This window comes from Paraburkholderia sp. Ac-20340 (genome assembly GCF_017104965.1).
Classification (GTDB): Bacteria; Pseudomonadota; Gammaproteobacteria; order Burkholderiales; family Burkholderiaceae; genus Paraburkholderia.
This window is the reverse complement of record NZ_JAAGPR010000020.1, coordinates 69,333-87,366: the sequence shown is the minus strand read 5'-3', so window position 1 is coordinate 87,366 and position 18,034 is coordinate 69,333. Positions and strand designations below refer to the sequence as shown.

The window sequence follows — 18,034 nt, the reverse complement described above, 5'->3', positions numbered from 1 at the left end:
TTTTGCGCCTCGATGGCCGCACGCCGGGCGCTCGACACTCACCGTCAAGCGCGAACTTCGGCGCGAATTACCTGGTAATCCTCAGCAAATCACGCTGCCACAACAACCGTTTCCACTGCGCCGGCGCCTAGCATCGTGCCCCGGCAGCAAGGCGTGCCGCAGCGGCACGCATATTCGCGCTGGGCTTCGTCGTCGGTCTGCTGGTCGATCTCCAGCGCGTAATCGATGAACAGTTCCTCGCCCGCAGCAATCTCGCGGATCGTTTCGATATAGACGCGGCCACTGTCTTCCACGGCTTCGCAGTTTGCGGCGCACGCGTGATTGAGCCAGCGCGCGCCATTGCCGCCACGCCCGCCGTCGATTACGCGACCATCGGACAAACCGAACAGGAAGGTATGACCCGAGACATCGCGCCGCGCATTCCAGCGCGCGGCCTCGCGCCACGTCGTCACCATGCCTTTGTATTCGAAGATGCGCTCGCCGGCGCGCAGCCCGCAGAGTGCGAATACGCCTTTGCCATGCACCGGCGATTGCCGGACGGACACACGTTTCATGATCGCCGTAACGAGAGTGAAGACGATGCGATTGGGGACGATGCGCCCGGCCAGGACACGACCGGCGCCTTGTATTCGCGCGAGTATAAGTCGAGAAAATAGTCGCGAATATGACGTTTCGAATATGCCCGTGCAGCGCTTTGGCGGCGTTCGCGCATCCTCGTATCGCCGAAAGCGCGGCAAACCGGTTGACGCGATCGCGCTGACAGCGTTACGATAATCGCTCGGTCAAGGGACAGACCCACGACCGCCAATCTCTTGAGGGAGCCTCATGAGCACGAATACCTCGCGTTTCGACGCACTGATTTTCATTGGCCGTTTCCAGCCGCCGCATCGTGGTCACCTCGATGTGCTGCGCCGCGCATTGGGACTCGCTACGCGTGTCTGTGTGCTGATTGGTTCGACCGACCGCCCGCGTACCATCAAGGACCCGTTCTCCTTCGACGAACGCCGCCAGATGATTCTCGCCATGCTCGACGAAGACGAGCGCGAGCGGGTACTTATCGCGCCCGTGCAAGACTCGATGTACAACGACGGCGACTGGCTGCGCTGGATTCAGGACGCCGTGGCCGCGCAACTGGGCGACACCACGGGCCGCCGTATCGGCTTGATCGGGCACGAGAAGGACAGCAGCTCGTACTATCTGCGCATGTTCCCGCAGTGGGACTTTGTCGAAACGGACGCCACCGAAGACATCTCCGCGACCGAGATTCGCGAGCAGTTGTTTGCGGAGCGCAGCAACAGCTTCGTCTCGTGGGCTGTGCCCGCGCCGGTGCACAACTGGCTCGAAGGTTTTCGTACGCGGCCCGAATTTGCGCAACTGAAATCGGAAGCCGAATTCATCGCCGGGTATCAGAAGGCCTGGGCTGCTGCGCCTTATCCCGTGACTTTCGTGACCGTCGATGCGCTCGTCGTGCACTCCGGCCATATCCTGCTGGTGCGTCGTCGTAGCGAACCGGGCCGCGGCTTGTGGGCGCTGCCAGGCGGTTTCGTCAATCAGGACGAACGCCTCGAAACCGCCTGCATTCGCGAGCTGCGCGAAGAAACCGGCCTCAAGCTGCCCGAGCCGGTGCTGCGCGGCTCGATCAAGGACCGTCAGGTCTTCGATCACCCGCAACGCTCGCTGCGCGGGCGCACCATCACCCATGCTTTCCTCTTTCATTTTCCGGTCGGCGATCTGCCGCGCGTGAAGGGCGGCGACGATGCCGACAAGGCGCGCTGGGTGCCGCTCAATACGTTTGCGCGCATGCGCGACGTGATGTTCGAAGATCACTTCGATATCGCGCATCTGTTCCTCGGCAAACTCTAGGCACACGTAGCAGGACGCACAGTTTTACCCCGTCGGGAAAGACCCGGCGGACTCTCAACGGCATAGAGGAGCTCTAGCCATGCAAGCCCAATTCGATTCGTTCGCATCCGTTCTGGCCAATCCGATTCTTAATACGGACTCCTACAAGGCCTCCCACTTTCTGCAATATCCGCCCGAAGCGACGGGCATGTTTTCGTACGTCGAATCGCGTGGTGGCCGTTACGATCGCACCGTGTTTTTCGGCCTGCAAATGCTGGTAAAAGAATATCTGTGCCGTCCCATCACGGCGCAGATGATCGACGAAGCGAAGCTGTTTTTCGGCGCACACGGCGAGCCATTCAACGAAGCCGGCTGGCGTTATATCGTCGAGCAGTACGGCGGCTATCTGCCGCTGCGCATTCGCGCCGTACCAGAAGGCTCGGTTGTGCCGACGCATCAGGTGCTCATGACTGTCGAGTGTGACGATCCCAGAGTGTTCTGGCTTGCTTCGTACATCGAAACAATGATTCTGCGCCTCTGGTATCCGATCACCGTTGCGACGCAAAGCTGGCACCTGCGCAAGACGATCGGCCGCTATCTGCGCAAAACCAGCGACGATCTCACGCAACTGCCGTTCAAGCTGCACGACTTCGGCGCGCGTGGCGTGTCGAGCGCCGAAAGCGCGGCGATTGGCGGCGCGGCTCACCTCGTGAGCTTCATGGGCTCGGATACCGTGCTGGGCGTGATCGCGGCGAACCGCTACTACAACGCGTCGATGGCGGCGTATTCGGTGCCCGCAGCCGAGCACAGCACCATCACCTCCTGGGGCCGCGAGCGCGAGGCCGACGCTTACCGCAACATGCTCGCGCAATTCGGCAAGCCGGGTGCGATCGTCTCGGTCGTCTCCGATTCGTACGATCTGTTCGCGGCGCTCGAAGTCTGGGGCGGCGAGTTGAAGCAGGCCGTGCTCGACTCCGGCGCCACGCTCGTGATCCGGCCGGACTCCGGAGAGCCGGTCGATATCGTCATGAAAACGGTGCGCGCGCTCGATGCATCGTTTGGCTCGACGCTCAATAGCCGGGGCCGCCGCGTGTTGAACACCGTGCGTGTGATTCAGGGCGATGGCGTGAACGAGGCCTCGATCGAAGCGATCCTCGCGGCGCTCGACGACGCGGGCTATGCGGCGGACAACGTCACCTTCGGTATGGGCGGCGCGTTGTTGCAGCGCGTGGATCGCGATACGCAGCGCTTCGCGATGAAGTGCTCGGCGATCCGGCTGGGCGATACGTGGACCGGCGTGCGCAAAGATCCGGTGACCGACGCCGGCAAGCGCTCGAAGATGGGGCGTCTCACGCTGCTGCGCAACCGTCGTACAGGCGAATATCGCACCGCGACCTTGCCGCTCGCCTGGGAAGATCGCACGCTCGAACGCGACTGGGAAGAAGCGCTCGAAACGGTCTATGAAAACGGGCGTCTCTGTGTCGATGTCACGCTCGATGCGATTCGCGAGCGTGCACACGCCGACGAGTCCTGACGCCAGCAGCCCGCGCGCGCGAGGTCAAGCGTCTTTCTGCAGCGTCAGCAGATTGGCGTCGCGCGCGAGTTGCCAGCCATCGGGGCTGCGCCGGAAGATCGATAGCACGCTGCCGGCGCGTCGCATGACCGCGCTGCCGTCGCGCGCGACGACACGCACATCGAGTTCGCTGCGACACCAGGCGAGATCGCCGGAGACCTCGATTTCCTGAATCGCGCCCGTCGATTCGATCCGATGGGTGACGAGCAAAGGCTTGAGCGCCTGCACGAAGGCGTCGCGGCCACGCATGGGCGGCTGACCGGCGACGAGAAACGTCACGTCCTCGGTCATCAGTGCGGGCAGCGCGTCAACGTCGCCCGCATTCGTGGCCGCGTGCCATTGCGCGACCACGTTGCGCAGGCAGGTTTCATCGTCGGTCATGGTGGATCTCCCGTGCGTCGTCGAGGTCCACAGCTTACTCCGCCAACGCGCACAATGCGGTAGATTGGCGTCGCGTCACACGATCAGGAGAAGCCAATGCAAGATCACACATTACCCGCGCCTTTACTCACCGCGTTCGACGGCGACCATCTGGAAATGCACGCCGATGGCGCTATCCGTATCTCGACGGTGAGCGCCGATGGCTGGCCGCACGGCGCGCAACTGAGCGTGGGCGAAGTGCTGGCCGTCGATCCTCAAACGCTGCTCGTCGCGATGTGGCCCAATTCGAATACCGCACACAACATGGCGCGCGATGGCCGGTTGACGCTTTCGCTTGTGGACGATGGCGCACTGCTGGAAATCCGCGCCCGCGCAAGCCTCGTTGCCGAACAGCAGACTGCGCTCAATCTCAGCGTGTTCAGCCTGCATATCGAGCGCGTAGACGTGCATCGCGCGAAATATGCCGACGTGCTCAGCGGTGTGACGTTCCGGCTCCATGAGCGCGAGAGTGTGATTTCGCGTTGGCGAGAACAGATTGCGATGCTGCGTACGCACGTATAAAACGCGCTGCGTTACGCGTCAGGCACTTTTAAAAAAAGCGCTGACCTACTTTCGCATCTGATCGCATTCACATTGCTGCAATGAACGCAATGGACTGATGCGCACTAGTGAGTTTATTGATTGACCGTACATCATTAATATCTGCGGGCGTTGTTCAGGCGATGAACAACGCTGGTCTCCAAACCGACTTCGACCTCCGCTTGCGCAAAGGCGGAGGTCTTTTTTTTGCATCCGAAAACACTCAACACAATTCACCATTTCTATTTTCGATATCTCGACTTTCCCGCTTTCGGTAATAAAGCATTGCGCTGAAGATAGGGCAATAAAGATGACCCTGAATTTATAATTCGCCGGGTTTCGACGCGGCATTTTCATCATTCAATCGATCGTGCCGCATCAGAATCGATAATCGAAAGAGTGAGGAAATGCGAAAAAGAAAACTGCCACTCGCTATTCTTTTTGCGGGCTTGTGCCTCGGCTCGACGGCCGCACACGCGGACCGATGGGGCGTCCAGTTTGCCGGCGGCGTTGCCGACCACGACGTGAAGAAAGCCGACCTTGGCGTTGTGTGGGACCCGGGCTGGCAATGGTGGAATATCGGCGGCTATCATTTCACCGTAGTGGGCGAAGGACACGTCGCCTACTGGGACATCGGCGAACGACCGTCCGTCAATGCAAACATCTGGGAATTCGGCTTTACGCCCGTGTTCCGCTTCATCAAGAACTCCGGCTTTATCCGTCCTTTCATCGAGGCGGGTGTGGGCGTGCGCCTGCTTTCGCACGTGGACGAAACGCCGGATCGAAGCTTCTCGTCTTCGTTCCAGTTTGCGGATATGGTTGGTGTAGGTGCACAGTTTGGCGAGCACCAGGACTATCAGGTGGGCTTTCGCTTCCAGCATCTATCGAACGCCGGACTCAAGCACCCGAACCCCGGTATCAATTTCAGCCAGATCTACGTGCAGTACAATTTCTAGTTGTTCCTGTACGCGTCTCATGCGCCGTCGCTCGCACGGCGCACGCTCAACTTTCTGCTTTATCACCGCTTGATTCATTCAACATATTAGTTGTGCGTGCAACTTTATATGTTATGACGATTGTTCTTATCCAATTCCTGCAACGGATAAGGTATGGAAACGCAACAACCAGCGTATGGACGTGAAAAGGGTATTGTGATGCCGTGAATAATATACGGCTATTTCCTTTCATAAACCTTTTTGATTACGGCGATCGCAACAGTGTTTATTGATATCCATCACCACTGAACTGCGCATTCACCTCTATGATGAGTCGCGACGTTTTACCGCAGCCCAGTCATGAGGACAGCATGGATCTAGCAAAAATCCGCCGCGAAGCGTTTGCGATGCCGGTTCACAATCCGGCCTATCCGCGCCCGCCGTTTCGCTTCGTCAATCGCGAATACTTCATCATCACGTACGAGACCGATCCCGATGCGCTGCGCGCCATCGTGCCGGAACCGCTCAAGCCCGAGAACAATCTCGTGCACTACGAATTCATCCGCATGCCCGACTCTTCGGGGTTCGGCGATTACACCGAAAGCGGGCAGGTGGTGTCGGTGCGCGACCCGCAGGGCCGTCTCGCCAACTACACGCACTCCATGTATCTGGACGACGAAGGCCCGATCGCGGGCGGCCGCGAAATCTGGGGCTTTCCGAAGAAACTCGCCCGCCCGGTGTTGGGCGTGGACGGCAACGACACGCTGCTCGGCACGCTCGATTACGGCACGCAGCGCATTGCCACGGGCACCATGGGCTACAAGCACAACGTTCTGAATAACGAAGACGAACGTCGCAAGCTGGCCGATACCCCCAACTATCTGCTCAAGGTGATTCCGCACGTGGACGGCACGGCACGCATCTGCGAACTCGTGCGCTTCTATCTGAGCGATGTCACCGTGCATGGCGCCTGGAGCGGTCCGGCCGCGCTCGAACTCCATCCGCACGCCCTCGCGCCAGTGGCCGATCTGCCCGTGCGCCGCGTGGTGGGCGCACGTCATGTGATCGCCAATCTCACGCTCGATATCGGCGAAGTTGCGTTCGATTATCTGGCCGATACCGCTGCAAAGCCGGCGCGCCATAGCGACGAAGAACCGGCGCTCGCTTAATTTTTAACTCATTCAGTAAGGATTACTTATGTCGTTGAAGAACAAAGTGGCCGTTATTACCGGTGCGGCAAGTGGCATTGGCGAACATTGCGCACGAATGTTCGCGCAGCAGGGCGCGGCTGTCGTGATCGCCGACCTGAACCTCGCGGCAGCCGGCAAGGTCGCGGACAGCATTATTTCGGCGGGCGGCAAGGCGCTCGCCGTGGCGATGGACGTCACCAACGAAGACGCCGTCAATGCGGGCATCGAGGAAGCCGCGAAGGTGTTCGGCGGGATCGACGTGCTGGTGTCGAACGCCGGTATCCAGATCATCAGCCCGGTCGACGAATTCGCTTTCGGTGACTGGAAGAAGATGCTCGCGATCCATCTGGATGGCGCGTTCCTCACCACCAAGGCCGTGCTCAAGCATATGTACGGCAGCGGCAAGGGCGGCTCGATCGTCTATATGGGTTCGGTGCATTCGCACGAAGCCTCGAAGCTCAAGGCCCCTTACGTGACGGCCAAGCACGGTCTGCTGGGCCTGGCGCGCGTGGTCGCCAAGGAAGGCGGCTCGCGCGGCGTGCGTGCCAATGTCGTGTGCCCGGGCTTCGTGCGCACGCCGCTGGTCGACAAGCAGATCCCGGAGCAGGCCAAGGCGCTGGACATTTCCGAAGCGGACGTCATCAAGAACGTCATGCTCAAGGACACCGTCGATGGCGAATTCACCACGCTCGACGATGTCGCCAACACCGTGGCCTTCCTCGCGGGCTTCGAGTCCAACGCGTTGACGGGCCAATCGGTGCTCGTCACGCACGGCTGGTCGATGCACTAAGGAGGCGTTCATGCGCAGCAGCAATACAACCGCCCGCAGAGAGGCCAAATCCACGCGCAACTCGGAGCGCAAGCCGTTTGAGCTGCCGCGCTATGACGAAATCGCCCTTGTTTTGCAGGGCGGCGGCGCACTAGGCAGCTATCAGGCCGGCGTGTTCGAAGGGCTGGCGCAGACAGGCGTGGAACCGCACTGGATCGCGGGCGTGTCGATTGGCGCGCTCAATACGGCGATCATCGCGGGTAACGAGCCCAGCCAGCGCGTGGCCGCCTTGCGCGGCTTCTGGGAGTCGATCTGCCATCCGCTCGACTGGTTCGGCAATCTGGGTTCGCTCGCGCTGCCGCTGTTCGGCCATCACGATCTGGCGCGCCGCTGGGCCAGCATGTGGGCGGCGGGGCGCGCGCTCGCCGAAGGTCAGCCGGGCTTTTTCGCGCCGCGCCGTCCCTTGCCGCTCGCGGGCTGGCAGAAGTCGCTGCCCAATTCAGTGAGCTATTACGACACTGCCGCGCTCAAGGCCACGCTGCAGCGTTTCGCCGATTTCGACCGCATCAACGATGGCCCCACCCGCGTTTCGGTGGGCGCCGTGAACGTGCGCAGCGGCAACCTGGTGTACTTCGACAACACGAAGATGCGTCTCGAACCCGAGCATTTCATGGCATCGGGCGCATTGCCGCCGGGCTTTCCGGCTGTCGAGATCGAAGGGGAATACTACTGGGACGGCGGCCTCGTTTCGAATACGCCGCTCACGGAGGTTCTGCGTGACGCGGACCACAAGGACACGCTGGTTTTTCAGGTCGATCTATGGAGTGCGAACGGCAACGTGCCTGCCGATTTCATGGACGTGGCCGAACGCGCCAAGGACATCCAGTATTCGAGCCGCACGCGTGCCATCACCAATATGCTCGCCGATCGCCAGAAGCACGCGCGTTTCATCAAGGAACTGCTCGAGCACGTGCCCGCCGAAGCGCGCCGCAGCGACCCGCTGTTCCGCCTCGCGGAAACCGTGGCCGATGGTTCGTCGATCAACGTCGTGCATCTGATCTACAAGAACAAACCTTATGAAGGCCACTACAAGGACTACGAGTTCAGCGTCGATACGATGGAGGAGCACTGGTCGAGCGGGCTGGAAGATATACGCGCGTCGTTCTCGCATCCTGACTGGTTCGCGGTGCCGAGCCGCGAACAGGGTTTCGTAACGCACGATATCCATCGCCGGGCTGGCGAGGTGCCGGAATCGGATCGCAACGATCTGCCGACATCGCACGAGCCCGTCGACGTCCAACAGCCCGCCTGAGCGTTTACGCGGCGAGTGCGCTTTCGCGTTCGCCGCGTTTTTCCTGCACGCCCAGCAGGCCTTGCTGCATGTCGTAGCCCGAGGGATTCTGATAAACGCGCAGCCCGAATTCAGGCAGCACGGCAATCAGATGATCGAACAGATCGGACTGAATCGACTCGTACTCCACCCACGTAGTCGTATTGGTGAAGCAATAGAGTTCGAGCGGAATGCCTTCTGCACCGCTCGGCAACTGGCGCACCATGCAGGTCATCTCGCGATGAATATGCGGATGGCGTTGAAGATATTGATCCACATAAGCGCGGAATGTGCCCAGATTCGTGAGCTGGCGCCGGTTCGCCGTGCATTCGCCCGCACTGCCTAGCGCGCCATTGAATTGCGTCAGTGCATCGCGCTTTTGCGCCAGATAGTCTTGCAACAGCGTGAGACGTTCGAGCCTTGCGACTTCCTGCGTCTGCAGAAAACGCACGCTGGTGGCGTCAATAAACAGCGCGCGCTTGATACGCCGCCCGCCCGCTTCGGTCATGCCGCGCCAGTTCTGATAACTCTCGGTGATGAGTTTCCAGGTGGGAATCGTGATGATGGTGTGATCGAAATTCGTCACCTTGACGGTGTTGAGCGTGATGTCGATCACCGTGCCGTCCGCGCCCGCGCTCGGCATGGTGATCCAGTCGCCGATGCGCAGCATGTCGTTCGACGAAAGCTGCACGCCTGCCACCAGGCCGAGAATCGTGTCCTTGAAGATCAACATCAGCACCGCCGACATCGCGCCGATCCCCGAAAGGAGCAGCCCGATCTGCTTGCCCGTAGCATCGCCAATCACAATTAGCGCCGCGGTGATGAACATCACGAGCTTGACCAGTTGCATCGCGCCCTTGAGCGAGAGGCGCGGCTGATCCTGACGCGCGGTGCGATGCGCATGTTCGAAGGCCGAAAGCGTCGCGCTGATGGTCATCGTCACGAGCAGCACGATTAGCGCGAAACTGATTTTATCGACCGTCTGCGCAATCGTGGCGGGCAGGCCCGGCACCATGTCGATACCCAGACGAATCACCACGAAGGGCGCTACGCGGCTCAGCCATTTGAAGGCGCCGAATTCGAACAGGGCGTCGTCGATGCGGGTGGTTGAACGCTGCGCGAGGCGCGCAATGACGCGAAACAACAGGAAGTGGACAGCGGCGGCGACGACACTTGCTGCGCCAAGCAGAACGAGCGAGCCAACCAGCGGCTCAAACCAGATTTCATTCACATTCATGGGGTGTTGCGGATTCCTTTTTTCAGCGCTTCACAGCATGGGTAACGCAAAACGCGACCTAAAAAAACAACGCCAGCACGCAATCGATGCCGTGCCGGCAAACCGTAGGGTACTTGAAAGGGACCGCGCAGGCGAGCCGAGGTTCCGCACGCGCGTGATTGAAAAGGGCGCGTTCAGACGAACGGCGGCTCGCTTTGCCAGTCGAAAAAATCCGGCATATCAGTGGAAACGCGGTTCGGAAAGGCCGCAGGGCGTTTTTCGAGGAACGCGCTCACGCCTTCGGCTGCATCGGCGGAACGGCCCCGCGACTGAATGGCGCGGCTGTCGAGGCGGTGCGCTTCCATCGGATGGCTCGCGCCGGCCATGCGCCAGATCATTTGCCGCGAGATCGCCGCGGAGACCGGCGCGACGTTATCGGCGATTTCGCGTGCCAGCGCCCACGCTGCGGGCAAGAGATCCGCGGGCGCGTGCACGGAGCGCACGAGACCGCGCGCGAGCGCTTCATCGGCGGTGAAAACACGGCCCGTGTAACACCATTCGAGCGCCGACGAGATGCCCACCACGCGCGAAAGAAACCACGAAGATGCGGCTTCGGGCGTGATGCCGCGCCGCCCGAACACGAAGCCGAATTTCGCGTCGCTGGACGCGAGGCGGATATCCATCGGCAATTGCATCGTCATGCCGATGCCCACCGCCGGTCCGTTGACTGCGGCGATCACCGGCTTGAGGCTGCGAAAGATGCGCAGGGCGACACGGCCGCCGCCGTCGCGATGCACCGTTTCCACGCTCGTGCCCAGACGCTTCGCGTAGTCGAAGGTTTCGCCGCCCGAGGAAAGATCCGCGCCCGCGCAGAACGCGCGGCCCGAGCCGGTGACGATCACGCAGCGCACGGCGTCGTCGGCGTCGGTGGTGTCGAAGGCGGCGATCAATTCCTGCATCATCGTCGCCGTGAAGGCGTTGAGCTTTTCGGGGCGATGCAGCGTGATGGTGGCGACGCCGTCTTCGACGTGGTAGCGCAGCGTCTCGAACGACAGTTTGGCGGTATCGGTCATGGTTGTGCTCGCAATCAATATTGGGGCGGTTCGGATGCCGGCGCAAAGCGCGGCGCGCGCTTCTGCAGATTCGCGGCGACGGCCTCGCGTTGATTCGTGCCGCCGATCAGTGCTTCCTGTTCGATCGATTCGGCCAGCAGCGTGGCAGTGGCATCGCCGTGTGCGGCGACGTGCAGCAGGCGTTTTGCAGCGCGAATCGCATCGGGGCTGCGTTGAGCGATTTCGCGCGCCAGCGCCAATGCATCGGCATGCGGGTTGTCGCTCACGCGGGTGGCTAGCCCCAGTTCGACCGCTTCGCTCGCCGACACCACGCGCGCCGTGTAGATCAATTCGCGCAAACGGTCTTCGCGCACGAGGCCGCGCGTGAGCACCATGCCGCCCATATCGGGCACGAGTCCCCATTTCATTTCCATCACCGAAAGCCGCGAATCGGGCGCGACGAAGCGCAGATCGGCGCCCAGCGCGAGTTGCAACCCGCCGCCGAACGCCACGCCATGAACGGCGGCGATCACGGGCACGGGCAACTCGCGCCAGAGCATGCAGATCTGCTGCGCGTAGTTCGACAGCCCGTGCGTGCGCGTGACGATAGGCGTGTTGCGTCCGACCTGATCGAGCGCCGCCATGCTCTCCAGATCGAGGCCTGCACAAAAAGCGTTGCCATTGCCCGAAAGCACGACGGCGCGCAGATCGGCTTCGCGCGCAAGGCGCTCGCCCGCCGCGAGAATCGCATCGAACATCGCGGGACTCAGCGCGTTCATCTTGTGCGGACGATTCAGGCGCACATCGGCCACGCCGTCTGCAATGGCGATGTCGATCAGCGAGTGGGTCTCCTGGGTCATGCGGGTTCCTTTGCGGTCATATTGGTTGGTTGCGCGCTCACCATGTATCGACAAAGCGCCGCTGCGGTTGCGCGCGATCGGCGAAACCTGCGCTCGCATCGAGCCCGCGCATGAGCCAGCGACGCGTGTCGGCGGGATCGATCACGCCGTCGATTTCGAGGAAACTCGCCATATTGATGGCCTTGCCGTTGCGGTAAGCATCGGCGACCATGCGCTCGAATTGCGCCTGACGCTGCGCGGGATCGTCGATGGCGGCGAGTTCTTTCGCGTAGCCCAGACGCACCGCGCCCTCCAGTCCCATTGCGCCGAATTCGCCGCTTGGCCACGCGATCGTGAAGAGCGGCGCGTGAAAGCTGCCCGCCGCCATGGCCTGCGCGCCCAGTCCATAGCCTTTGCGCAGCACGACGGTAAAAAACGGCACGCGCAAACTCGCACCCGCGACGAACATGCGCGAGACGTGGCGCACCGTGGCCTGTTTCTCCGCTTCCGGGCCCACCATGAAACCGGGCGTATCGCACAGGGAGAGCAGCGGCAAGCCGAAGGTATCGCAAAGCTGCATGAAACGCGCGGCTTTGTCGCCAGCCTGCGCATCGATTGCGCCGCCCAGATGCATGGGATTATTAGCAAGCAATCCGAATGGTTTTCCTTCGATGCGAATCAATGCGGTGATCAGTCCTGGCGCGAAAGCACGCCGCAATTCCAGCACCGAATCCTGATCGGCGAGCATTTCGATCACGCGGCGAATGTCGTACACGCGCAGGCGATTCTCGGGAATCGCTTCGCGCAGCAGCCGTTGATCGGCGCAGGTCCACGCTTCGATCGACCCCTGAAAATACGAGAGATATTGCTTAGCCACCTGCACGGCGGCGGCTTCGTCGTCCACCAGCACGTCGATTACGCCATTGGGCGCCTGCACGCTGGTCGGGCCCACTTCCTCGGGCGTGAACTTGCCGAGACCGCCGCCTTCGATCATCGCCGGTCCCGCCATGCCGATGCTGGTGTTGCGCGTGGCGATGATCACATCGCAGCAGCCGAGCAGCGCCGCATTGCCCGCGAAGCAGCGGCCGGACACCACGCCCACCAGCGGCACCTGACCCGAGAGCCGCGCCATGCTCGCAAAGGTCCGGCAATCGAGGCCCGCCACGCCCACGTGATCCGTGTCGCCTGGCCGCCCGCCGCCGCCTTCCGCAAACAGCACGAGCGGCAGACGCCATTGCTCGGCCAGTTGCAGCATGCGGTCGGTTTTCTTGTGGCTCATCATGCCTTGCGTGCCCGCGAACACCGTGTAGTCGTAGGCGATGGCCATGCAGCGCGCCGCTTTCGCGCCCACGCTCTGTGCATTGATCGTGCCGATGCCCGCGATCAGGCCATCGGCGGGACTTTGCGTGATCAGATCGTCGAGCGGGCGGCGGCCGCGTTGCGCGGCCAGCGCGAGCGCGCCGTATTCGATGAAACTGTCCGCGTCGAGCAGATCGTCGAGATTTTCGCGCGCCGTGCGCTGGCTGGTTTTGCGGCGCTTCGCAACGGCTTGTGGGCGGCGCTCGTCGCGTGTGAGCGCATGACGCTCCAGCACTTCGGCGAGGTCGGCGCGAATGTGCGAGAGATCGCGGCTTTCTTCGGTCTGCATCTGCGCGGCAGCCACTTCCGCTGGCTCGATATAGACGAGCGGCGCGCCTTCGAATACGGTGTCGTTCGCCTGTGCGGCCACCACGCGCACGATGCCGCTTTGCGTCGCCTCGACGACGAACTCCATTTTCATCGCTTCGAGCACAGCAACCTGCTGGCCGATGGCGACGGTGTCGCCAGGCTGCACATCGACGCTCACGAGCATGCCTTGACCCGGCGCGACGAGCGGCACGCAGCCAGGCGGCGCGTCGTGCGTGTGTATAGCCGATGTTTCGGGCGCGGCACGCTCCGCAGCAAAGAAGCGCGACGGCGTCACATCGCCGGAAGCGGCAAGCAGTTCGCCGATATGTCGCTCGATGAAGCGTGTGTCCACGTCGTAACCGGGCAATTCCGCGCGCTGCAATAGCGCCTGTAAAAAGCCGATATTGCACGTCACGCCCTCAAGCCTGAACTCGCTCAAACCGCGCGCGGCCCGACGCAGGGCGGCAGGAAAATCGTCGGCGTGGGCGATCAGCTTGGCGATCAGCGAATCGTAGTTCGGGCTCGTGGCGTAACCGGTATAACCGTAGCCGTCCACGCGCAAACCCGCGCCGCTGGGCGGCTCATAGGCGCTGAGTACGCCGCCTGCTGAACGCGCGCTGCCATCGGGCTGCATCGCTTCGAGATTCACACGCGTCTGCACAGCGAAGCCGCGCACGGGCGGCGGGTCGATCAGTTTGAGATCGGCAAGCGTTGCGCCTTGCGCGAGCGATAGTTGCGCGCGCACCAGATCGACGCCCGTGATGGCCTCGGTCACGCAATGCTCGACCTGTACGCGCGGATTCGCTTCCATAAAGACGAAATCGCCGCGCGCCGTATCGACCAGAAACTCGAACGTGCCGATCCCGCGATACTTCACGGCGCGCGCGAGCGTCAGTGCGGCATCGATAATCGCGCGGCGCAATGTTGAATTCAGGCCTGGCGCAGGCGCGATCTCGATCACTTTCTGATGCCGACGTTGCAGGCTGCAATCGCGTTCCCACAGATGCCCCACCTGCACGCCGTCACCGACGATCTGCACTTCGACATGACGCGCATGCGCGATCAGCCGTTCCACATAAAGCGCGCCGTCACCGAAGGCCGCGCGGGCCTCCGATTCGCAGCGCGCGAAGGCTTCGTCCAGCGTGGACGCGTCGTGCACCGCGCGCATGCCGCGCCCGCCGCCGCCCGCGAGCGCCTTGACCATGATCGCGCCGTGCCGGGCGAGAAAATCGCGCGCCTCATTCAGCGTGGTAGCGCGATTCGTTCCGGCCGCAAGCGGCACGCCGCAACGCGCCGCGAGTTCGCGCGCGCGGGCTTTGTCGCCGAATGTGCGCAACACCTCCGGCGACGGGCCGATAAAACGCAGGCCCGCATCCGCGCAACGCTGTGCGAAATCGGCGCGCTCGCTGAGGAAACCGTAGCCGGGATGCACGGCGTCGCAACCCTGCTCGCGCGCCGCGGCAATGATCGCGTCGATATTCAGGTAAGCCGCGGCGCCGTGTCCGGTTAGCGGCACGGCCAGATCGGCGCGGCGCACATGCAGCGCGCGGGCGTCGTCTTCGGCATAGACGGCAACGCTGCGCATGCCCGCTTCGGCCACCGCGCGCGCAATGCGAATCGCGATCTCGCCGCGATTGGCGATCAGCACAACGCCAATGCCATCGTGTTGCTTCACAGAAGATGTCGTCACAGCAGTTCGTCCAGTTCCTGTTTCCTGACCTTGCCGGTTGCAGTCATCGGCAAGGCGTCGATCACCCGAATTTCCGGCACTTTGTACACGGCCATCGAGGCGCGGCACCATGCGGCGAGTTCATCCGCATTCGCGCCGCTGCCCGGCTTGAGCACGACGAACGCCACCGCTTGCTGGCCGCGCGCCGCGTCGGGCCGACCGATCACAGCACTGCCCAGAATCGCCGGATGCTGGCCGAGCAGCGCTTCCAGTTCGCTCGGAAACACGCTCATGCCGTTGACCTTGAGCATTTCCTTGCGGCGTCCCAGATAGCGGATAAACCCTTCTTCGGTGAAGGTGGCGAGGTCGCCGGTATGCAGCCAGCCGTCGCGCAGCGCTTCGGCGCTGGCTTTTTCGCGTTGCCAGTAGCCCTTGAGCAGCGAGGGCGAACGCACGCATAGTTCGCCTTCGCTGCCGGGCGGCAGCAACTCGCCGCTGGCGAAATCGCAGATCTTGAACTCGGTGCCGGGAACCGGCAGACCGACAAACGTGGGTTGTTCGCGCAGATCGGCATCACCGGTTTGCAGGCCGAGCGTGAAGGTGTCGCAGGTATGCGTCTCGGTCATGCCGTAGCTGAACTCGTAGAGCGTGCAGCCCGTGAGGTCGCGCCAGCGGCGGCGATAGTCGCGCGTGAGTTTCTTGATGAAGGAGATCGCGCCCACCTGGCGCAGCGAGCCGTAATCGAATTCGCGCACGCGCGGGTGATCGAGCACATCGGCGACACTATCGACCAGCATGCCGCAATGACTCACGCGATAGTGCTGCACGGCGCGCATCCACGCGAGCGGGTCCCAGCGCGCGAGCAGCACGAGTGCCGCGCCTGCGAACACGGGAAAAAGCAGACCGGCGTTTTCGCCCGCGATCCAGAACTCGGGCAGAAAGTTGAGGAAGATGGCGTCGCGATCGGCGCGCAGCGCGACGGGCATGAAGCTCGCGCAGGTGTAGAGCATGTCGCCGTGCGTATGGATGCAGCCTTTGGGCAGCCCGGTGGTGCCGCCGGTGTAGTTGAGCGCGGCGATATCGTCGAGTTGCGGTTCGTAAGACGGCGCGGGATGTTGCACGCCGGCGAGTGCGGGCAGCAAGTCGATAACGTTATCGCTCACGCATTTGGTTGCGAGCACAACATCCGGCAACGGGATGGGTGCATCGTCGCCCGTTTGCGGGCCGCGCATTTCGCCCACGCCGGTTGCAATCACCGAGCGCAGCGCGCATTCATCGCGCACCTGTTCGACGATCGGCAACAGTTGATCGGCGCAGATCAGCACCTGCGCGCCGCTGTCCTTGAGCTGATAACCGAGTTCCAGCGCCTTCGACAGCGGGCTCACCGGCGCATGCACCGCGCCGAGTTTGAGAATGCCGTAGAACGCAATATGCATCTGCGGGCAGTTGGGCATGAACACGGCCACACGGTCGCCGGGCTTCACGCCCAGACCGGCGAGCAGCGCGGCGCAACGCTCGCTCAGATCGTCGAGCTCGCCGTAACTTAGCGTGCGGCCATAGAAGTGCAGGGCGGGCCGCTGCGGATCGCGCCGCGCCCATTCGCGCAGATACGCCGTCAAAGGCCGCTGGCCGAGCGGATACTGCGGCTCGCGCGGCGTGCCTGCCGGCCATGCGCGTGCCCACAGACCGTGCAGATGCTCCAGATACTCGCGTTCGTTCATCGGAAGTCTCGCGGATTCGGCGGTTCGCCATGCGCGGCGAATCGCGGCGTGAAGTTGCCTACGGGAAATGCGGAAAAGTGCCTGACGTGGCCGACCATCCATGATGTGCACGATTGCCGCTTCGCGCGCCTGCGGTTTGTCCCGGTTGACTTTAAAGAACGATCGTGCGATTTGTATCGATACCCCTCGTTTTCAAATACCGGACGCCGCCGGTGTTCGTGTCCTTGCTAGTGCAGCTTTTTCTGCAGTGCCCTTTGCATCACCCCCAACGTGAGAAGAAAGGAGACAACGCATGGAGTCGAAGAACGTTCCTGAAGTGGCCGAGCTGTTGCAGGATTCGCCGAAGAACTGGGGCAAGTGGGGCGCCGACGACGAAGTCGGCTCGCTCAACTATCTGACGCAGGCCGAGGTGTTGCGCGGCGTGGCCTCGGTGCGCTCGGGCAAGACTTTCACGCTGCAGATCCAGATGGGCCACCCCAAGGGAGATCCGGTCTGGCCGGGACGTTCGCAGGCGCGCCGCATGAACGTGATGGACAAGGGCCACTACATGTGCGGAAAAGGTCCGCTTTTCCCGGGCCTCGCCGAATATGCCGACGACATGATGATCATGTATCTGCAAGGCTCGACGCAGTACGACGCGCTCGGCCACGTCTGGTACGACGATCAGCTCTGGAACGGCTACGACGCGAAATCGACCATCGGCGGACTCGACAAGGCCAGCGTGCTGCCTATCGCCGAGCGCGGCGTGGTGGGGCGCGGCGTGCTGATCGACATGGCGCGTCATCGCGGCAAGGACGTGCTCGATCCGGGCGAAACCTTTACGCACGAAGACCTGCTGGCGGCCGCAAAAGCGCAGGGCGTGAGCATCGAAAAGCGCGATATTCTCGTGATTCGCACGGGTTGGATCGGCTCGTTCTACGAACGCGACCAGGCGAAGTTCTACGAGAATTTCATCGAGCCGGGCCTCACGCACAGCCGCGAACTCGTGCAATGGTTCCACGAGATGGAGATTCCGAATCTCGTGACCGACACCATCGCGAACGAAGTCACCATCGACCCCGATTCGGGCGTGGCATTGCCGCTGCATAACGCGCTGATGCGCAACCTGGGCGTGACGCTCACGGAGATCGCGCAACTCGACCCGCTCGCCGCCGATTGCGCCGATGACGGCCAATGGACCTTCCTCTATACCGCCGCGCCGCTCAAGGTCGTGGGCGGCAGCGGCGCGCCGGTGAATCCGGTGGTGGTGAAGTAGGCGTAGCATCGCCTT

The 18,034-nt window shown here is 62.3% G+C and carries 15 protein-coding genes; 8 read left to right on the top strand and 7 right to left on the bottom strand.

Going from position 1 to position 18,034, the window contains the following annotated elements:
• Window positions 1-89: 89 nt before the first annotated feature.
• Window positions 90-554 (bottom strand): SET domain-containing protein-lysine N-methyltransferase, encoded by a 465-nt coding sequence (locus tag G3N59_RS23205; RefSeq protein ID WP_205985130.1) that lies wholly within the window; start codon window positions 552-554, stop codon window positions 90-92.
• Between the two features lie 271 nt (window positions 555-825).
• On the opposite strand from G3N59_RS23205, the gene G3N59_RS23200 reads away from it, so the two are divergent.
• Both G3N59_RS23200 and G3N59_RS23195 read left to right on the top strand, forming a co-directional pair.
• Window positions 826-1,863: a bifunctional nicotinamide-nucleotide adenylyltransferase/Nudix hydroxylase gene (locus G3N59_RS23200; RefSeq protein ID WP_205985129.1), complete on the top strand. Its 1,038-nt coding sequence runs from the start codon at window positions 826-828 to the stop codon at window positions 1,861-1,863.
• Window positions 1,864-1,942: 79 nt separating this feature from the next.
• Window positions 1,943-3,376 (top strand): nicotinate phosphoribosyltransferase, encoded by a 1,434-nt coding sequence (locus tag G3N59_RS23195; RefSeq protein ID WP_205985128.1) that lies wholly within the window; start codon window positions 1,943-1,945, stop codon window positions 3,374-3,376.
• Between the two features lie 24 nt (window positions 3,377-3,400).
• Here the strand turns inward: G3N59_RS23195 and G3N59_RS23190 are convergent, their stop codons facing one another.
• Window positions 3,401-3,796, bottom strand: coding sequence for an SgcJ/EcaC family oxidoreductase (locus tag G3N59_RS23190; protein WP_205985127.1), 396 nt, complete (start codon window positions 3,794-3,796; stop codon window positions 3,401-3,403).
• A 96-nt stretch (window positions 3,797-3,892) separates the two neighbouring features.
• Between G3N59_RS23190 and G3N59_RS23185 the strand changes: the two genes are divergently transcribed.
• From G3N59_RS23185 to G3N59_RS23165, 5 genes are all read left to right on the top strand, one after another.
• The gene (locus G3N59_RS23185) at window positions 3,893-4,357 is read left to right on the top strand and encodes a pyridoxamine 5'-phosphate oxidase family protein (RefSeq protein WP_205985126.1); all 465 of its coding nucleotides are present in this window, start codon (window positions 3,893-3,895) and stop codon (window positions 4,355-4,357) included.
• Window positions 4,358-4,782: 425 nt separating this feature from the next.
• Window positions 4,783-5,331 carry an acyloxyacyl hydrolase gene (locus G3N59_RS23180; RefSeq protein ID WP_205985125.1) on the top strand — a complete coding sequence of 183 codons (549 nt, stop codon included), beginning with the start codon at window positions 4,783-4,785 and terminating at the stop codon, window positions 5,329-5,331.
• Between the two features lie 350 nt (window positions 5,332-5,681).
• Complete coding sequence (locus G3N59_RS23175; RefSeq protein WP_205985124.1) at window positions 5,682-6,479, top strand: acetoacetate decarboxylase; 798 nt, start codon at window positions 5,682-5,684, stop codon at window positions 6,477-6,479.
• Between the two features lie 28 nt (window positions 6,480-6,507).
• Entirely contained in the window at window positions 6,508-7,290 is a 783-nt protein-coding gene (locus G3N59_RS23170) for a 3-hydroxybutyrate dehydrogenase (RefSeq protein WP_205985123.1), read from the top strand.
• Window positions 7,291-7,300: 10 nt separating this feature from the next.
• Window positions 7,301-8,581: a patatin-like phospholipase family protein gene (locus G3N59_RS23165; protein ID WP_205985122.1), complete on the top strand. Its 1,281-nt coding sequence runs from the start codon at window positions 7,301-7,303 to the stop codon at window positions 8,579-8,581.
• Window positions 8,582-8,585: 4 nt separating this feature from the next.
• Here G3N59_RS23165 and G3N59_RS23160 read toward each other — a convergent pair whose 3' ends face one another.
• From G3N59_RS23160 to G3N59_RS23140, 5 genes are all read right to left on the bottom strand, one after another.
• Window positions 8,586-9,836 (bottom strand): mechanosensitive ion channel family protein, encoded by a 1,251-nt coding sequence (locus tag G3N59_RS23160; RefSeq protein WP_205985121.1) that lies wholly within the window; start codon window positions 9,834-9,836, stop codon window positions 8,586-8,588.
• Window positions 9,837-10,009: 173 nt separating this feature from the next.
• Window positions 10,010-10,888 carry a crotonase/enoyl-CoA hydratase family protein gene (locus G3N59_RS23155; RefSeq protein ID WP_205985120.1) on the bottom strand — a complete coding sequence of 293 codons (879 nt, stop codon included), beginning with the start codon at window positions 10,886-10,888 and terminating at the stop codon, window positions 10,010-10,012.
• 14 nt (window positions 10,889-10,902) lie between these two features.
• Complete coding sequence (locus G3N59_RS23150; RefSeq protein ID WP_205985119.1) at window positions 10,903-11,727, bottom strand: crotonase/enoyl-CoA hydratase family protein; 825 nt, start codon at window positions 11,725-11,727, stop codon at window positions 10,903-10,905.
• Window positions 11,728-11,764: 37 nt separating this feature from the next.
• On the bottom strand, window positions 11,765-15,064 hold the full coding sequence (locus tag G3N59_RS23145) for a carboxyl transferase domain-containing protein (RefSeq protein ID WP_346777920.1): 3,300 nt from the start codon (window positions 15,062-15,064) through the stop codon (window positions 11,765-11,767).
• Window positions 15,061-16,764 carry an AMP-binding protein gene (locus tag G3N59_RS23140; protein ID WP_205985117.1) on the bottom strand — a complete coding sequence of 568 codons (1,704 nt, stop codon included), beginning with the start codon at window positions 16,762-16,764 and terminating at the stop codon, window positions 15,061-15,063. Before G3N59_RS23140 ends, G3N59_RS23145 begins: the two co-directional genes overlap by 4 nt.
• Before the next feature lie 292 nt (window positions 16,765-17,056).
• On the opposite strand from G3N59_RS23140, the gene G3N59_RS23135 reads away from it, so the two are divergent.
• On the top strand, window positions 17,057-18,019 hold the full coding sequence (locus G3N59_RS23135) for a cyclase family protein (protein ID WP_205985116.1): 963 nt from the start codon (window positions 17,057-17,059) through the stop codon (window positions 18,017-18,019).
• Window positions 18,020-18,034 lie beyond the last annotated feature (15 nt).